Source organism: Bradyrhizobium sp. SHOUNA76, from assembly GCF_023006445.1.
Lineage (GTDB): Bacteria > Pseudomonadota > Alphaproteobacteria > Rhizobiales > Xanthobacteraceae > Bradyrhizobium.
Window position 1 is genome coordinate 1 of the sequence record NZ_JALBHA010000098.1, and the last position, 15,860, is coordinate 15,860.

General features: G+C 64.3%; 17 protein-coding genes. 7 read left to right on the forward strand and 10 right to left on the reverse strand.

Going from position 1 to position 15,860, the window contains the following annotated elements; genetic code table 11:
* From MOV74_RS13980 to ltnD, 3 genes are all read right to left on the reverse strand, one after another.
* Window positions 1–177 (reverse strand): four-carbon acid sugar kinase family protein (locus MOV74_RS13980; RefSeq protein WP_246922798.1); only part of this gene is annotated, 177 nt, incomplete at its 3' end.
* Window positions 174–956, reverse strand: coding sequence for a 2-oxo-tetronate isomerase (gene otnI, locus MOV74_RS13985; protein ID WP_246922759.1), 783 nt, complete (start codon window positions 954–956; stop codon window positions 174–176). The genes otnI and MOV74_RS13980, both read right to left, overlap by 4 nt.
* A gap of 12 nt (window positions 957–968) precedes the next feature.
* The gene (gene ltnD / locus MOV74_RS13990) at window positions 969–2,045 is read right to left on the reverse strand and encodes an L-threonate dehydrogenase (RefSeq protein ID WP_309486802.1); all 1,077 of its coding nucleotides are present in this window, start codon (window positions 2,043–2,045) and stop codon (window positions 969–971) included.
* On the opposite strand from ltnD, the gene MOV74_RS13995 reads away from it, so the two are divergent.
* Window positions 1,993–2,673, forward strand: a complete 681-nt coding sequence (locus tag MOV74_RS13995) for an aldolase (RefSeq protein WP_246922763.1) — start codon at window positions 1,993–1,995, stop codon at window positions 2,671–2,673. The two genes, ltnD and MOV74_RS13995, sit on opposite strands and share 53 nt — an antisense overlap.
* A gap of 214 nt (window positions 2,674–2,887) precedes the next feature.
* Here the strand turns inward: MOV74_RS13995 and MOV74_RS14000 are convergent, their stop codons facing one another.
* The 6 genes from MOV74_RS14000 to MOV74_RS14025 form a co-directional block, all read right to left on the reverse strand.
* Window positions 2,888–3,592, reverse strand: a complete 705-nt coding sequence (locus tag MOV74_RS14000) for an ABC transporter ATP-binding protein (protein WP_246922766.1) — start codon at window positions 3,590–3,592, stop codon at window positions 2,888–2,890.
* Entirely contained in the window at window positions 3,576–4,307 is a 732-nt protein-coding gene (locus tag MOV74_RS14005) for an ABC transporter ATP-binding protein (protein ID WP_246922768.1), read from the reverse strand. The genes MOV74_RS14000 and MOV74_RS14005 overlap by 17 nt, the downstream gene beginning before the upstream one ends.
* Window positions 4,304–5,287, reverse strand: coding sequence for a branched-chain amino acid ABC transporter permease (locus MOV74_RS14010; RefSeq protein ID WP_246922770.1), 984 nt, complete (start codon window positions 5,285–5,287; stop codon window positions 4,304–4,306). Before MOV74_RS14010 ends, MOV74_RS14005 begins: the two co-directional genes overlap by 4 nt.
* Complete coding sequence (locus tag MOV74_RS14015; RefSeq protein WP_258719533.1) at window positions 5,287–6,165, reverse strand: branched-chain amino acid ABC transporter permease; 879 nt, start codon at window positions 6,163–6,165, stop codon at window positions 5,287–5,289. Before MOV74_RS14015 ends, MOV74_RS14010 begins: the two co-directional genes overlap by 1 nt.
* A 204-nt stretch (window positions 6,166–6,369) precedes the next feature.
* Window positions 6,370–7,614: an ABC transporter substrate-binding protein gene (locus tag MOV74_RS14020; protein WP_246922772.1), complete on the reverse strand. Its 1,245-nt coding sequence runs from the start codon at window positions 7,612–7,614 to the stop codon at window positions 6,370–6,372.
* Between the two features lie 89 nt (window positions 7,615–7,703).
* Window positions 7,704–8,519 carry a putative hydro-lyase gene (locus tag MOV74_RS14025; protein WP_246922775.1) on the reverse strand — a complete coding sequence of 272 codons (816 nt, stop codon included), beginning with the start codon at window positions 8,517–8,519 and terminating at the stop codon, window positions 7,704–7,706.
* 119 nt (window positions 8,520–8,638) lie between these two features.
* Here MOV74_RS14025 and MOV74_RS14030 point away from each other — a divergent pair, with 119 nt between their 5' ends.
* From MOV74_RS14030 to MOV74_RS14045, 4 genes are all read left to right on the forward strand, one after another.
* A complete protein-coding gene (locus tag MOV74_RS14030; protein ID WP_246922778.1) occupies window positions 8,639–9,556 on the forward strand; it encodes a LysR family transcriptional regulator in 918 nt (305 codons plus the stop codon).
* 119 nt (window positions 9,557–9,675) lie between these two features.
* Window positions 9,676–10,926: a Zn-dependent hydrolase gene (locus MOV74_RS14035; RefSeq protein ID WP_246922781.1), complete on the forward strand. Its 1,251-nt coding sequence runs from the start codon at window positions 9,676–9,678 to the stop codon at window positions 10,924–10,926.
* A 12-nt stretch (window positions 10,927–10,938) separates the two neighbouring features.
* A complete protein-coding gene (locus tag MOV74_RS14040; protein WP_246922784.1) occupies window positions 10,939–11,850 on the forward strand; it encodes an NAD(P)-dependent oxidoreductase in 912 nt (303 codons plus the stop codon).
* 148 nt (window positions 11,851–11,998) lie between these two features.
* Window positions 11,999–13,072: a malate/lactate/ureidoglycolate dehydrogenase gene (locus MOV74_RS14045; RefSeq protein WP_246922787.1), complete on the forward strand. Its 1,074-nt coding sequence runs from the start codon at window positions 11,999–12,001 to the stop codon at window positions 13,070–13,072.
* Window positions 13,073–13,198: 126 nt separating this feature from the next.
* Here MOV74_RS14045 and MOV74_RS14050 read toward each other — a convergent pair whose 3' ends face one another.
* Window positions 13,199–14,272 (reverse strand): tartrate dehydrogenase, encoded by a 1,074-nt coding sequence (locus MOV74_RS14050; RefSeq protein WP_246922790.1) that lies wholly within the window; start codon window positions 14,270–14,272, stop codon window positions 13,199–13,201.
* A gap of 155 nt (window positions 14,273–14,427) precedes the next feature.
* Between MOV74_RS14050 and MOV74_RS14055 the strand changes: the two genes are divergently transcribed.
* Together MOV74_RS14055 and MOV74_RS14060 are read left to right on the forward strand one after the other, a co-directional pair.
* On the forward strand, window positions 14,428–15,204 hold the full coding sequence (locus MOV74_RS14055; RefSeq protein WP_246922793.1) for an SDR family oxidoreductase: 777 nt from the start codon (window positions 14,428–14,430) through the stop codon (window positions 15,202–15,204).
* A gap of 120 nt (window positions 15,205–15,324) precedes the next feature.
* On the forward strand, window positions 15,325–15,860 hold a 536-nt coding region (locus tag MOV74_RS14060; RefSeq protein WP_246922796.1), incomplete at its 3' end, for an amidase family protein.

A 15,860-nucleotide genomic window follows, 5' to 3' on the forward strand; every position in this document is an offset into this window, starting at 1 on the left:
CGCCTCGATCGAGCGGCTCTTCAGCGACACCACGACGGCGTCCACCTCGGGCAGCGCGAGATCATCCGCGGGCACGCCGATGGTCTGCACGGTGCGCAGGCCCGCGCGCGTCAGCGTGTTGGCGAGATCGGACGCGCCGGTGTAATCGTCGGCGATGCAGCCCAACGCAAGTGTCACGGCTTCACTCCAGCGTAAGGCTTGAACCAGGCAAGGCCGTCGGTGGTCTTGCCGCGCGGGTTGTATTCGCAGCCGACGAAGCCGGCATAGCCGAGGCGGTCGAGTTCAGTGAACAGGAACGGATAGTTCAGCTCCTCGCCGTCGGGCTCGTTGCGCGAGGGGATGCTGGCGATCTGGACGTGGCCGATGATCGGCATCATCTCGCGCAGGCGCATGGTGACGTCGCCGTGGATGATCCCGCAATGATAGATGTCGAACTGGAGCTTCAGGTTCGCAAGCCTCAGCTCCTGGATCAGGTCGCGGGCGAAGCCGAAATCGTTGAGGAAGTAGCCGGGCACGTTGCGGGCGTTGATCGGCTCGATCACGATGTCGATGCCGTGGGGTGCGAAGAATTCCGCGGCCCACGCCACCGACTTGTAGAACGCCTCGATCGCCACGCGTTCACCGCGGTTGGCGATGCCGGCCATCAAATGCAGGCGCTTGACGCCGGTCGCCTTGGCGTAGGGCAACGCCGTCTCCAGGCTCGCCTTGAGATCGGAAAAGCGCGAGGGGAGCGCGGCAAAACCCTTCTCGCCGGCATTCCAGTCGCCCGGCGGCAGGTTGAACAGCGCCTGGGTCAGGCCGTTGCGCTTGAGCCGCTCGCCAACCGCCTCGGCCGGATGATCGTAGGGAAAAAGAAACTCGACCGCGGTGAAGCCGGCTTGAGCTGCGGCATCAAAGCGATCGAGGAACGGTACCTCGGTGAACATCATCGAGAGGTTGGCGGCAAAACGCGGCATCGGAGTCCCTTCTTACTTGTCGCCGGGCAACTTGACGCCGGTGACCTGCGCATACATCCGCGCCACCGATGCGTCGTCGTCGCGGCCCATGCCGGCGGCGGCTGTCATCAAGAACATCTGGAGTGCTGCGGCCGACACTGGCACCGGAAATCTGGCACTGCGCGCCATGTCCTGGATGATTCCGAGATCCTTCACAAAAATCTCGACTGCGCTGCGCGGCGTATAATCACCGTCGAGCACGTGCGGCATGCGGTTCTCGAACATCCAGGAATTACCGGCGGAGGCCGTAATCACCTCGTAGACCTTGCGGATGTCGAGGCCCTGCTTGGCCGCGAATGCCATGGCTTCGCTGGCGGCGGCGATGTGCACGCCGGCGAGCAACTGGTTGATCATCTTGAAGGCGGCACCCTGGCCCGCGGCATCACCGAGCTCGTAGAGCTTTGCCGCCATGGCATCGAGCGCGGGCCGTGCTTTGGCAAACGCGGCGGGACTGCCGGAGGCCAGGATCGTCAGCTCGCCTTGTGCAGCGCGCTGCGCCCCACCGGAGATCGGCGCATCCAGATAGTGCCGGCCTGTCGCCTCGAGCTGCTTGGCGAGGCGCCGTGCCACGTCGGGATCCATGGTGGCAGAGGATATGAAGACGCCGCCTGCGGGCATGGTCTCGGCGGCGCCGTCCTTGCCGAACAGGATCGTCTCGGTCTGCGCCGCATTGACGACGACGCTGACGACAATATCGGCCTCCTTGGCCGCTTCGGCCGGGGTCTTCGCACCCGCGCCGCCATCCTTCACGAAGCGCGCGACGGCATCCGCCGAAACGTCGCAGCCGGTCACGGCATGGCCGGCGCGCTTCAGCGAGGTCGCCATGCCGAATCCCATCGAGCCGAGCCCGATGACGGCGATGCGCTGATTTTGTGAGGTGGAGGCGGACATATGCAACTGACCCTTGCGAACGTTTCCCGGACGGCCGGCCTTTGCGGCGGCTCGGCGAACCGATATCACGGCTTGGCCGCGCTGCCAAAGCGTGAGACAAGCGGACATGACGGCCATGAGGACTGAAAACAGCAACGAGACCCGGCTGCGCGAAGACATCTGCCGGTTCGGACGGTCCCTGTTCGAGCGCGGGCTGACACCGGGATCCTCCGGCAATATCAGCGTCAGGCTAGACGGCGGCGGCTGGCTGGTGACGCCGACCAATGCCTCCCTCGGCTTCCTCGATCCTGCAAAGCTGTCGCGGCTCGACGATCAGGGCCGGCTGGTTTCGGGCGATGCGCCGACCAAGGAAGTTCCGCTGCATAATGCGCTCTACGACACGCGCGGGAGCGCGAGGGCGATCGTGCATCTGCACTCCACGCATTCGGTCGCGCTGTCGATGCTGCCCGAGATCGACCCGCGCGCCGCGCTGCCGCCGATGACGGCCTATTACCTGATGAAATGTGGCGCCACCGCGCTAGTGCCCTATTACCGCCCCGGCGATCCCGCGGTCGCGGACGCGATCAAGGGCTTGGCGGGGACATATTCATCCGTGCTGCTCGCCAATCACGGACCGGTGGTCGCCGGCGACACGCTGGAAGCCGCGGTGTTCGCGACCGAGGAGTTGGAGGAGACGGCGAAGCTGTATCTGCTGCTCCGCGGGATGAACCCGCGGTATCTGTCGCCGGAGCAGGTGACGGATCTGGTGAAGGTGTTCGGGGTGACGCTGCCGGCGCACGGGCATTAGGCCCGGCTCCAACCCTCGCTATTGCGATCGTAGCCGCATGAGCGCATGCGGGGAAACTGGCCCCGGATGTCGCTTCGCTCATCCGGGCTACGGCGCTCGCTACACACACCGCGACAATGCCGTAGGGTGGGCAAAGGCGCGCCAGCGCCGTGCCCACGTCTTTGGAAGGCGTGGGCACGCTCGCTTTGCCCACCCTACGAAATCTTCCCTGCCGTTACAGCCCCAGATACGCCTTGCGCACGTCGGGATTACCCCTGATCTCGGCTGCCGGCCCCTGCATCAGCACGCGGCCGGTTTGCAGGATGTAGGCGCGGTCGGCGATCTCGAGGCACTCGGCCATGCGCTGCTCGACAATCAGCACGGTCATGCCGGAGTCGCGGATGAGCTTTACGGCCTGGAAGATCTCGTCGACGAGCTTCGGCATGATGCCCTGCGACGGCTCGTCCAGCATCAACAGCCGCGGGCGTGTCATCAGCGCGCGGCCGATCGCGAGCATCTGCTGCTCGCCGCCAGAGAGCGTCTCGGCGCGCTGGTCCAAACGTTCTTGGAGACGTGGGAACAGCTTGAAGACGAGATCGAGCGGCTCTTCGCGGTTTGCCTCGCTTCGGTAGAGGTAGCTGCCGAGGCGGAGATTGTCGCGCACCGACAGGCGTGGAAACAGGCGGCGGTTCTCTGGGACATAGGCGATGCCGGTCGCGGTGATGTGATGCTGTGCCATGCCGTCGAGGCGCTTGCCGTCGAACGTCACCGTGCCCGAACGCGGGCGCTCGGCACCGGCGATGGATTTGAGCAGCGTCGACTTGCCCGCGCCGTTGGCGCCGGCCACGCAGACGATCTCGCCCTTCTGGACTTCGATCGAGACCGCGGAGATCGCGACCAGGCCCTGATAGGCGGTCGTGACTTCACGCACCGACAGCATGACGATCTCCCAGATATGCGCTGATCACCTTGGGATCGCGGACGACATCGGCGGGTTTACCCTCGACCAGCACCTTGCCGAGGTCGAGCACGATGGCGCGGTCGACCAGCGGCATCACGATCTCCATGACATGCTCGACCATCAACACGGTGATGCCGGCATCGCGCACCTTGCGCACCAGCGCGACGCCGGTCTGCGCCTCGGTCGGCGTCAGGCCGGTGAGGACTTCGTCGAGCAGCAGCAGCTTCGGTTCGGTCGCGAGCGCACGGGCGACTTCGAGGCGGCGCTTCTCGGCCGGCACAAGATCGCTCGCCAGCACGTCGGCGCGCGCGGCAAGGCCGGTGAATTCCAGCACCTCATGGGCCTTGCGGCGGGCCTCGCGCATCACGGTGTTGCGCACGAGCGCGCCGACGATGACGTTGTCGATCACCGTCATGGTCTCGAAGCTCTTGACGACCTGGAAGGTGCGCCCGACGCCGCGCTGGCAGCGCGCAGCCGCGGGCATCCTGGTGACATCCTCGCCGTCGAAGATGATCGAGCCTTGCGTCGGCGGCAGCACACCGGCGATTAGGTTGAACAGCGTCGACTTGCCGGCGCCGTTCGGGCCGATCAGGCCGACGATCTCGCCGCGGCCGACCGAGATCGAGACGTCGCTGTTGGCGACGAGGCCGCCGAAGCGCTGCCAGACGCCGCGGGTTTCAAGGAGCGGGGTCATCTTGCGGCTCCCGTCTTCTTCGGGCGGGAAAACAGGCTGAGCAGCCCCCGCGGCAAGGCCAGCGAGATCAGGACGATCAGCGTGCCGTAGACAATGAGATCGACACCGCGCCCCGAGCCGCCGAACTTGAAGCGCGTCAGCTCAGTCAGCGGGATCAGAATGGCGGCCCCTAACACCGGCCCCCACAGGGTCCCGATGCCGCCAAGCACGGCGGGCAGCGCCATCAGCAGCGAAAACTGGAAGCCCATGACGCTTTCGGGATCGATGTAGGAGACGAACTGGGCATAGAAGCTGCCCCCCACCGCAACAAGGAAGGCGGAGACGGCGGCCGCACCCATCTTGGAATTGAACACGTCTACGCCGAGACTCTCGGCCGCATCCGGATTGTCCTTCACCGCGCGCCACCAGAATCCCCATTTGGAGTTTTCCAGCCACCAGGTGACGAACCAGGCGAGGCAGCACAGCGCCAGCGCGAAATAGAAATACGGCAGCTTGGTGCGCAGGAATTGGAATTTCAGCCAGCTGTCGCCGCGGATCGGAATGGTGATGCCCATCGCCGCGCCGGCCCATTCCCAATTATGGAACAGAAGCAACCCGATCTCGGCGATGACGATGGTGGCGATCACGAAGTAATGGCCACGCAGACGGAAGAAGGGATAACCGAGGCCCATCGCGATCAGTGCCGACGCCACGCCGCCCGCCAGCATGCCGAACCAGGGCAGCACGCCGAATTTGGTGAACAGCAGCTCGGTGGTGTAGGCACCCAGGCCGAAATACAGCGCGTGCCCGAGCGAGATCTGCCCGCAATAGCCGGACAGGATGTTCCAGCTCTGTGACAGTCCCGCATACATCAGCGTCAGGATCAGGATGTTCTGGACGACGACGTCCTTCACGAACAATGGCGTGAGTGCGGCGATCGCGGCAAGCACCGCGGCGATGATGAGGTCGCGGCGGCGCCGCGCTGCAAAATCCTTGTCCATCATATCGATCCGAACAGGCCGCGCGGCCGGATGAAGACCACCAGCAGATAGACTGCGTAGATGCCGACCGATTTCAGCGACGGCGGGAGCACCAGGGCGGTGGTGGCTTCGACGAGGCCGACGATGATGCCACCGGCAAAGGCGCCGAACACGCTGCCGAAGCCGCCGAGCGCCACGGTGACATAGGCGATCAGGGCAAAGGACGCGCCGACGTCGGGATAAATGTAGAAGAAGCTCGCCATGATCGCGCCGGCGAGACCGACCAGCGCGGCGCCAAGGCCCCAGCCGAACGCGAACACGCGGTTCTTGTCGATGCCAACCAGCGCGACCGCACCGGGATCTTCGCGGGTGGCTTCGATCGCGCGGCCGAAATCGGTGCGGTGGATGAAGAAGTAGAGACCGGCAAAGGCCGCGATCGACACCAGCGCACCGACCAGCTGCGGCTCCGGCAGGAAGATCCCGCCAATCGAGATGGTTTTACCGCCGAGCCAGGACTGCGGAATGCTGCGATAGTCCGGCGTGAAGAAGAACTGCGCGAGGCCCCGCATCACGATGGCAAGGCCGAAGGTGGTGAAGATCTGCACCATGCCGGCGTTCGCCTTGGCCCGCATGGCGAAGCGTACAATCAAGAGATAGATCACCGCCCCGAAGATGAAGAGCCCCGCGGCGACCAATGGCGCCGACAGCAAGGGGTCGATGGCGAAGAACGCGAACAGGAAGAAGGACAGGTACATCGCGATCATCAGGAACTCGCCATGGGCGAAGTTCGTGACGTCCATCAGGCCGAAGATCAGCGCGAGGCCGACCGCGATCAGTCCGTAGAGCAGGCCCATGAGCAGGCCGCTTGCGAGACTCTGGATAATGGCTTGGGCTGTCAAAAGTCGTCCCCCGTTCGAAGCGTCATCATTTGCTCCATCATTGCGAGCGAAGCGAAGCAATCCAGAAATGTCGCCAAGGAAGCAGTCTGGAATGCTTCGTCGCCAGCGCAAAATTACTTCGCAATTTTGTCGCGGGCTCCTCGCAATGACGGTGTGGGAGCAGCCTGCTTCCTACAACGCCGGCCCCTACCCTCCCCGAAACGCTTACTTCATCGGCCAGATCGCCTCGGCGATCGCGGCCTGCGGCGGGAAGATGGTGACGAACTTGCCGCCGACATATTGCAGCAGCACCGGGTCGGCGTCGTTGTTCTGGCCCATCTCGTCGAACTTGACGCGCTTCCAGGGCATGATGGTCTGCTCGCCCGGGATGTCGGTCGCCGCCAGCGCATCGCGGATCTTCTCGCCGTCGGTCGACTTGGCGCGGCTGATGGCGTCGGCGAGGATGATCAGGCCCATGAACTGGCGCGAGGTGAGATCGTTGAAGTCCTTGCCCGACCGCGTCTTGAACATGTCATTGATCTTGCCGACCATCGGGCGCTTCTGCGCGAGGTCGAGCGAGAAGGTGCCGCGCGAGATCACGCCCTCGAGCTTGTCGCCGACGGCATCATAGAGCGCCTTCTCGGAGAAGCCCGCGTCCTGCGCCACGATCGCGTTCGGCTTGTAGCCGAGCTCGGCCATGGTCTTGACCAGCAGGATGCCGTCGGTGGTGTAGCTCGAGGGCATCAGCACGTCGGCATTCGCAGACTTGAGCTGCTGCACCTCGGCCGAGAGCGAGGGCGAGTTGGCGCGATACTTGATGTCGGTGACGATCTTGTAGCCGCGCTCGCCGGCGATCTTGGCCTGGGCGTTGCCGGAATCGGTTCCGAAGATGGTGTCCTCGTGGAACAGCGACAGCGTCTCGATCTTGGTGCCCTTCTTCTTCAAGGCATCGAAGAAGTCGAACATTGCGGCCGAGTACATCTCGTCATGCGGGGCGGCGCGGAAGTAATATTTCAGGCCGCGGCGATGCAGGCTCGGCGAGGAATTGTCGGCGGAGACGAACGGGACCTGGTAGCGTTCGCAGATCTGGCTGACGGTCACGGCGACCGCGCTCTGATAGGTGCCGATGATGGCGCTGACCTTCTCCTGCGTGATCAGGCGCTCGGCCTCGGCGCGGCCCTTCTGCGGATCGGCCTGGTGGTCGGCGAATACGAGGCGGACCTTGGCGCCGCCGAGGCCCGGCAGGCCCTCGCCCTTGCCCAGCGGCAAGTCGAAATCGGTGTCCTTGTTGATGACCTCGAGCGCGGTCTCATAGGCCTTCTGCGCATCGACGCCCTGCTGTGCGCTGCCGCCGGAGAACGGATAGATCACGCCGATCACGACTTCCGAAGTCTGTGCGCGTGCAGCGAGCGGCACCAGCGCAGCGGTGGCGGTGGCACCTAACAATACGTCGCGGCGAGTGATCGTCATGGCTGAGTCCCCTGTGACTGAATTTCGGCTGATCGAATGAAGCGATTGATGAATGCGGTAAAGCTCGAAGAAGCAGCAAACGCTGCCCACTAAATCACGGCCATGGTCCTGTTCTTGAGATCCGTCACCAGCATCAGGCCGGGCGAATGCGTGATGGCGAACGGCAGCTTGGCGGCGTTGATCACCGATTGCGGCGTCACGCCGCAGGCCCAGAACACCGGAATCTCGTCGTCGGCGACGGGCACCGGATCGCCATAGTCGGGCTTGGCGATATCCTTGATGCCGATCAGATGCGGATGGCCGAGATGCACGGGCGCGCCGTGCACGGCCGGGTAGCGCGAGGTGATCTGCACCGCACGGATCGCGTCCGCCGGCTTGAACGGGCGCATCGACACCACCATGGGACCGGCGAACGGCCCCGCCTCGCCGCAGGCGATGTTGGTGCGATACATCGGCACGCGCACGTTCTTCTCGATGTGGCGGATCGGCATGCCCTCGTCGAGCAGCGCCTCTTCGAACGAGAAGGAGCAACCGAGCACGAAGGTGACGAGATCGTCGCGCCAATGCTTCGTCACGTCGGTCGGCTCGTCCACGACCTCGCCGTCGCGCCAGACGCGGTAGCGCGGCACGTCGGTGCGAATATCGAGGTCGGCGCCGAGCGAGGGGATGAACGGACTGCCGACATCGGACATGCCGATGATCGGGCACGGCTTCGGGTTGAGCTGGCAGAAGCGGTGAAAGGCGCCGGCATATTCCGCAGGCAGGATCGCCAGATTGCCCTGGACGAAACCGGGGGCGACGCCGGCAGTGGAGGCGACCAGCCCCTCGCGATAGGCGAGCCGGGCCTTGCGGCTCGGAAGGGCGTCGGGCGTTTCAGTTTGCTGCGCTGCCACCAAAACAGTCATGTAATCGACCTGCCTATAAACTCGACAAGGACAAGCCAACACCAAGCGTGCTATAAAGTCTAATCGTCGTTTCTAATCAATCTCGATAAATATCTTTTATCGATGGGAAAATCCTTCCAATGTTGGACTTCAGGTCGATCGAGACATTCCTCTGGGTTGTGAAGCTCGGCAGCTTCCGCGGCGCCGCCCAACGGCTCAACACGACCCAGCCGGCGATCTCCCAGCGCATCGCCCAGCTCGAGCGCGAGATGGGCGTGAAGCTCCTCAACCGCGATCATCGCGTGGCCTCACCGACCCCGAGCGGCCGGCAGATGATGGTCTATGCGGAGAAGCTGATCGGCCTGCGTGCTCAGATGATGGCGGAGATCGGCGACCGCTCGGCGATGCGCGGCGTGATGCGGCTCGGCGTCGCCGAGACCATCGTGCACACCTGGCTGCCGCGCTTGGTGAAGAGTGTGAACGAGGTCTATCCGAACCTGTCGCTGGAGATCGAAGTCGATATCACGCCGAACCTCACTGCGCGCCTGCTCGCACAGGAGATCGAGCTTGCCTTCGTCGTCGGCCCTCTGTCCGCTTCCGGCGTGCACAATCGCGTGCTTGCCGATTATCCAATCGGCTTCCTCGCAAGTCCCTCGCTTGGCCTTGGCAATGGCCCGGTGACGCCGGCGGAGCTTGCGCGGTTTCCGATCATCACCTTCCCGCGCAAGACCAAGCCTTACGAGGTCGTGCGCGAGGTATTCGACCGCCCCGAGCTGCCGCCAATCCGGCTGCACGCCTCCGCCTCGCTTGCGACCGTGATCCACATGGCGGTGGAAGGGCTCGGCGTCGCCGTGATCCCCGACGCCATTGTGGAGAACGAGCTCGCCGACGGGCGGCTGCAACTGCTCGACACCGATCTTGCGATCGCACCGCTGACCTTCACCGCGAGCTGGCTCGCCTCGCCCGACGTCGTCGCCGTGGAGCGCGTCGCCGAGCTGGCTCGGCAGATTGCGCAGAGCAGCCTCGCGGTTGACGCGCCCGCGCTGGCGCGTCATTGAAACAGGCGCCGGATTTTCTACCGTCATTCCGGGGCTCGCGCAGCGAGAACCCGGAATCTCGAGATTCCGGGTTCGCCCTGCGGGCGCCCCGGAATGACGGCGATCGATGGAAGAGACGCATGAGCCGAGCCGCCACCAATCTGCAAATCGATTCCGCCCGCCTCTGGGGCTCGATCCACGAGACCGCACAATTCGGTGCGACAGCCAAAGGCGGCGTGCGGCGGCTGACACTGAGCAACGAAGACAAGCAGGTGCGCGACTGGTTCCGCAAGGCCTGCGAAGACGCCGGGCTCGAAGTCCACGTCGACGCGCTCGGATCGCAGTTCGGCCTGCGCAAGGGCCGCGACATGTCGAAGCCGCCCATCGGCATCGGCTCGCATCTCGACACGCAGCCGACCGGCGGCAAGTATGACGGCATCCTGGGAACGCTCGGCGCGCTGGAGGTGATCCGCACGCTGAACGATGCCGGTATCGAAACTGAAGCGCCGATCTGCGTCGTCAACTGGACCAACGAGGAAGGCTCGCGCTTCGCACCCGCGATGATGGCTTCCGCGGCTTACGTCGGCGACTTCACCACCGACGACATTTTGTCGCGCAAGGACGCCGAGGGCACGACCGTCGGGCAGGCGCTCGACAGCATCGGCTATCGCGGCGACAAGCCCGTCGGCTTCCAGAAGCTCGGCTGCTTCGTCGAGCTGCATATCGAGCAGGGCCCAATTTTGGAGGCCGAAGGCAAGACCATCGGCGTGGTCGATTCCGGCCAAGGCGTGCTGTGGTATGACGGCAAGATCTCCGGCTTCGAGAGCCATGCGGGCTCGACCCCGATGCCGCTGCGGCGCGATGCGCTGGCGACATTGTCGGAGATCGTGCTGGCGATGGAGGCCATTGCCAGGAAGCACGGACCGAACGCCGTCGGCACCATCGGCGAAGCCGTCATCGCAAATCCCTCGCGCAACGTCATTCCCGGCGAGATCGCGTTCACCATGGATTGCCGCAGCGCGGACGGCGCCATCATGGACGCGCTCGATCGCGATCTGCGCGCCGCGATTGCCGAGATCTCCGCACGCCGCAAGGTCGAGGTCAAAATCGATCTGGTCTGGCGCAAGCCGCCGACGCATTTCGATCCCAAGCTCATTTCAGCAGTCGAGAACGCGGCGAAGACGCTCGGCTATTCCTCTCGCCGCATCACCTCCGGCGCGGGCCACGATGCCTGCAACCTCAACACCATCATGCCTGCCGCGATGGTGTTCGTGCCCTGCAAGGACGGCATCAGCCATAACGAGCTGGAGGACGCGACGCAGCCGGATTGCGCTGCAGGCACCAACGTTCTCATGCACACCGTGCTGGCGATCGCCGGCGTCGCGTCCTGACCGGAGAGAGCCATGCGCGGAGTATTCGTCGACGCCAATGAATCGCTGGCCGTGATCATGGAGCGGCTGGAGCAGCCCGGCGATCCCAAGGTGCGGATCAACCGGAATCCCGACATCAAGCCGGACCAATATCCCGAGATTCTCGATGGGGCCGAGATCGCGATCGTCGACCACACCGCGCTGCCGACCGAGGTCGCGAAGAAGTGCACCGGGCTGAAGCACGTCGTATTCCTCGGCACCGGCGCGCGCAGCTACATGAATCCGGAGGAGCTCAGCCAGCTCGGCATCTCCGTGCATCTGATCAAGGGCTATGGCGACACGGCGGTCGCCGAATCCGCGATCGCGCTGATGTGGGCCTCGGCCCGCGTCATCGCGATGATGGACCGCGAAATGCGCGGCGGCAATTGGCTGCGCGAGGACGGCATGCAGCTCACCGGCAAGACGCTCGGCCTGATCGGGTTCGGCGGCATCGCAGCCGAGGTTGCGCGCATCGCGTCGGGCAGCGGCATGAAGGTGATCGCCTGGAACCGCTCGCCGAAGAGCTATCCAGGCGTGGAGTTCACCGATCTCGATACGGTGCTGGCCAGAAGCGACGTCGTTTCGCTGCATCTGCTGCTCAACGACGAGACGCGCGGCATGATCACGCGCGAGAAGATATTGGCGATGAAGCGCGGTGTCATCCTCGTCAATACCGCCCGTGCCGCGATCGTCGACGAAGCGGCGATGATCGACGCGCTGACGTCGGGCCACATCCGCCATGCCGGTCTCGACGTGTTCAACACCGAGCCCCTGCCCGGCGATCATCCGCTGACGAAGATCCCGAACGTGACGCTGTCGGCGCACTCGGCGTTCCGGACGCCGGAGGCCAGCGAGAACCTGATCGAAGCGGCATGGGTTCACTGCCGCCGGATCGTGAAATCGTAGGGTGGGTTAGCTCTGCAGAGGCGCGAAGCGCACCTGCAGGGCGTGACCCATCTCTTTAATTTCCGCGGAAGCAGAAGCGGTGGGTTACGGCTTCGCCTAACCCACCCCACGCTCCCCGCCAAATCGCGAAGGAATAAGAGCAACAGCAATGGCCGACTATCGCACCATCAACGCAGAGCCGCTCACCAACGCCATCCGCGCCATCGTCAAGGCCGGCGGTTCCTCGGACCGCGAGGCCGAGCTCGTGTCCACCAATCTCGTCGAGGCCAATCTCAAAGGCCACGACTCCCACGGCGTCGGCATGATCCCGCGCTATGTCCAGAGCGTCACCAACGGCGGGCTCGCCGTGAATCAGCACGTCAAGATCGTGCTCGACACCGGGCCGCTCCTCACCCTCGACGGCCTCACCGGCTACGGCCAGGTGATCGGCCATGAAGCGATGGAGCTCGCGGCCGAGCGCGCCAAGAAAAATGGCGTTTGCCTCGTCGGCCTTTCCAACTCGCACCATATCGGCCGCATCGGCCACTGGGCCGAGCAGTGCATCGATCACGGGCTGGTCTCGATCCACTTCGTCAATGTGATCTCGCGCCCGATCGTGGCGCCCTGGGGCGGCAGCGACGCACGCCACGGCACCAACCCGTTCTGCGTCGGCATCCCGCGCAGGGGCAAGGACCCGATCGTGCTCGACTTCGCCACCAGCAGGATCGCGCAGGGCAAGACCCGCGTCGCCCACAACAAGGGCGTCGAGCTTGAGGGCGGCACCATCATCGACAATGAGGGCAAGCCCACCACCAATCCGCGCTACACTGTGATCCCGCCGTATGGCGCCATCCTGCCGTTCGGCGAGCACAAGGGTTCGGGGCTCGCGCTGGTGTGCGAAATCCTCGGCGGCGCGCTCTCCGGCGGGCAGGTGGTGAAGGGCCCCTCCGACGGCAAGTACAACGTCCTCAACGGAATGCTCTCGATCGTCATCGACCCGAGCAAGCTCGGCACCGGCGAAAACCTCGCGCGCGAGGCCGAGAGCTTCGTCGCCTGGCACACCGGCTCGCCGCCTGCCCCCGGCATCGACAAGGTCAAGATCGCGGGCGAACCCGAACGCGAAACCAGGAAGAAGCGCCTCGCCGAAGGCATTCCGGTCGATCCGACCACGTGGCAGGAGATCCTGGAGGCCGGGAAGAAGTTCGGGCTGGATCAGGCAGCAATCGAGAAGATCGCGGGCTAGCGATCCGCTGTGTCAATTGAAACAGAAATCGTAGGGTGGGTTAGCCGCAGGCGTAACCCACCGCCTTCTTCACGGGGACAAAAAAGGTGGGTTACGCTGCGCTAACCCACCTTACCGATTCTGGCGTCAATCCACCATATCCGCAACCGCCTTGCCGCAAGCCGTGGTGTCAGCGTTGCCGCCGAGGTCCTTGGTGCGCAGCGTGCGTTCGGCGAGCGTGCGCTCGATCGCATCGACAATCGACTTGCCGGCTTCCTTTTCGCCGAGATGCTCGAGCATCATCGCACCCGACCAGATCGCGCCGATCGGGTTGGCGATACCCTGGCCAGCGATATCGGGCGCCGAGCCGTGCACCGGCTCGAACACCGAGGGGAAATCGCCCTCGGGATTGATGTTGCCAGACGGCGCGATGCCGATGGTGCCGGTGCAGGCCGGGCCGAGATCGGAGAGGATGTCGCCGAACAGATTCGAGCCGACCACGACGTCGAACCAGTCCGGATGCAGCACGAAGTTCGCCGTCAAAATGTCGATGTGGTACTTGTCCCACTTCACGCCCGGAAACTTCTTGGCCATCGCCTCCACGCGCTCGTCCCAATAGGGCATGGTGATGGAGATGCCGTTCGACTTGGTCGCCGAGGTCAAATGCTTCTTCGGCCGCGACTGGGCGAGCTCGAAGGCGAACTTCAGGATGCGATCGACGCCGGTGCGGGTCATCACGGTCTGCTGCGTCACGAACTCGCGCTCGGTGTCCGGGAACATGCGGCCGCCGACGGAGGAATATTCGCCTTCCGTGTTCTCGCGCACCACCCAGAAATCGATATCGCCAGGCTTGCGGCCCGCCAGCGGCGACGGCACGCCGGGCATCAGCCTCACCGGGCGCAGGTTCACATATTGGTCGAACTCGCGGCGAAACTTGATCAGCGAGCCCCACAGCGAGACGTGGTCCGGAATCTTGGCCGGCCAGCCGACCGCGCCGAAATAGATCGCATCGTGCTTGCCGATTTTGTCCTTCCAATCGTCCGGCATCATCTGGCCGTGCTTCTCGTAATAGTCCCATGACGAGAAGTCGAAATGGTCGAAATGCACGGCGACCCCATGCTTCTTCGCCGCAGCCTCCAGGACGCGCAGGCCTTCGGGCATCACTTCCTTGCCGATGCCGTCGCCGGGAATGACCGCGATCCGGTATGGTTTCTTGCTCATCGAGAACGTCCTTGGTTGGTCCGGCAGCCGCCGCCTTTTGACCGCACTGCAATGGACCAAACGCGTCGGCAGTGCAACGCTGCACTGCAATGTTGACCATGGCGCGGCCAAGCGCCTACTGATTTTATCCTGTTCCTATTCTGCGAGTACCCCTCATGGATCTGCATCTGCGTGGCAAGCGTGTCCTGATCACGGGCGCGTCCAAGGGCATTGGCGCTGCCGCAGCCGAGGCATTTGCCGAGGAAGGCGCGCACCTCCTGCTCGCCGCCCGCAGCGGCGACCAGCTCAAGGCGCTGGCCGACCTATTGCGTTCCGCGCACCAGATCGATGCCGCAACGAGCATCGTCGATCTGCGCAAGGCCGAGGACGTGGCGCGGCTCGCCAGCGAAGCCGCCGACATCGACGTGCTCGTCAACAACGCCGGCGACATTCCCGGCGGCTCGATCGACAAGATCGACGAGGCGACCTGGCGCCACGCCTGGGAATTGAAAGTGTTCGGCTACATCAACCTCACGCGGCAGATCTACGCGCAGATGAAAGCCAGAGGCGGCGGCGTCATCGTCAACGACATCGGGGCTGCCGGCGAAAAGTTCGATGCCAACTACATCTGCGGCAGCGCCGGCAATGCCGCGCTGATGGCCTTCACGCGCGCGCTCGGCGGCAAGAGTCTTGCCGACAACATCCGCGTGGTCGGCATCAATCCCGGCCCCGTCGGCACCGACCGCCACGTCACACTGCTGAAGACGCGGGCGAAGCACCAGTTCGGCGACGAGAGTCGCTACAAGGAATTCCAGAAGAGCCTGCCGCTCGGCCGCCCTGCGCATGCGCGCGAGATCGGCGACCTCATGGCGTTCCTGGCGTCGGACCGCGCCGGGTATACGTCGGGCGTGATCTATACGGTAGACGGTGGCATCAGCGCCGGGTGGGGTTAACTCTAGCCTCGGCATTGCGAGCGCAGCGAAGCAATCCTGGAATGTATCCGCGGGCAATAGTCTGGATTGCTTCGCTGCGCTCGCAATGACAAACCAAGAATAGACACAGGAGTAAAATAATTGTCCCAGGACCTGATCCGCGAAACCGCATGCACCGTCGTCGACAAGCTGCGGTCTGGCGACGTCTCGCCGCTCGAGCTGCTGGATGTGGTAGAGAAGCGCATCGGTGAGGTCGACGGCAAGGTCAATGCGCTGCCGATACTGTGCTTCGATCGCGCGCGGGACAGCGCCAAGGCGCTGATGCGGAAGCCGGCCGGCGCACGGGGACTGCTCGCGGGCCTGCCGGTGCCGATCAAGGATCTGACCGACGTTGCGGGCGTATTGAACACGCAGGGCTCGCCGATCTTCAAGGACAATATCCCCGCCAAGTCCGACCTCATGGTCGAGAATCTCGAAGCCAATGGCGCGGTCGTCTACGCAAAATCCAACACGCCGGAATTCGGCGCCGGCGCCAACACCTTCAACGAGGTGTTCGGCGCGACGCTCAATCCCTGGGATATTTCGAAATCCGCGGCAGGCTCCTCCGGCGGCGCGGCAGTGGCGCTCGCCACCGGCATGGCCTGGCTCGCGCAGGGCTCCGACATGGGCGGCAGCTT

Excerpts from the sequence above, each read along its gene's own strand:
- MOV74_RS14045 (WP_246922787.1), top strand. The coding sequence starts at position 11,999 with ATGGCCGACTATCGCACCATCAACGCAGAGCCGCTCACCAACGCCATC.
- ltnD (WP_309486802.1), bottom strand. The coding sequence starts at position 2,045 with ATGTCTTCGCGCAGCCGGGTCTCGTTGCTGTTTTCAGTCCTCATGGCC.
- MOV74_RS14030 (WP_246922778.1), top strand. The coding sequence starts at position 8,639 with ATGTTGGACTTCAGGTCGATCGAGACATTCCTCTGGGTTGTGAAGCTC.
- MOV74_RS14020 (WP_246922772.1), bottom strand. The coding sequence starts at position 7,614 with ATGACGATCACTCGCCGCGACGTATTGTTAGGTGCCACCGCCACCGCT.
- MOV74_RS14040 (WP_246922784.1), top strand. The coding sequence starts at position 10,939 with ATGCGCGGAGTATTCGTCGACGCCAATGAATCGCTGGCCGTGATCATG.
- MOV74_RS14050 (WP_246922790.1), bottom strand. The coding sequence starts at position 14,272 with ATGAGCAAGAAACCATACCGGATCGCGGTCATTCCCGGCGACGGCATC.
- MOV74_RS14055 (WP_246922793.1), top strand. The coding sequence starts at position 14,428 with ATGGATCTGCATCTGCGTGGCAAGCGTGTCCTGATCACGGGCGCGTCC.
- MOV74_RS14010 (WP_246922770.1), bottom strand. The coding sequence starts at position 5,287 with ATGGACAAGGATTTTGCAGCGCGGCGCCGCCGCGACCTCATCATCGCC.
- MOV74_RS14005 (WP_246922768.1), bottom strand. The coding sequence starts at position 4,307 with ATGACCCCGCTCCTTGAAACCCGCGGCGTCTGGCAGCGCTTCGGCGGC.
- MOV74_RS14025 (WP_246922775.1), bottom strand. The coding sequence starts at position 8,519 with ATGACTGTTTTGGTGGCAGCGCAGCAAACTGAAACGCCCGACGCCCTT.
- otnI (WP_246922759.1), bottom strand. The coding sequence starts at position 956 with ATGCCGCGTTTTGCCGCCAACCTCTCGATGATGTTCACCGAGGTACCG.
- MOV74_RS13995 (WP_246922763.1), top strand. The coding sequence starts at position 1,993 with ATGACGGCCATGAGGACTGAAAACAGCAACGAGACCCGGCTGCGCGAA.
- MOV74_RS14035 (WP_246922781.1), top strand. The coding sequence starts at position 9,676 with ATGAGCCGAGCCGCCACCAATCTGCAAATCGATTCCGCCCGCCTCTGG.
- MOV74_RS14000 (WP_246922766.1), bottom strand. The coding sequence starts at position 3,592 with ATGCTGTCGGTGCGTGAAGTCACGACCGCCTATCAGGGCCTGGTCGCG.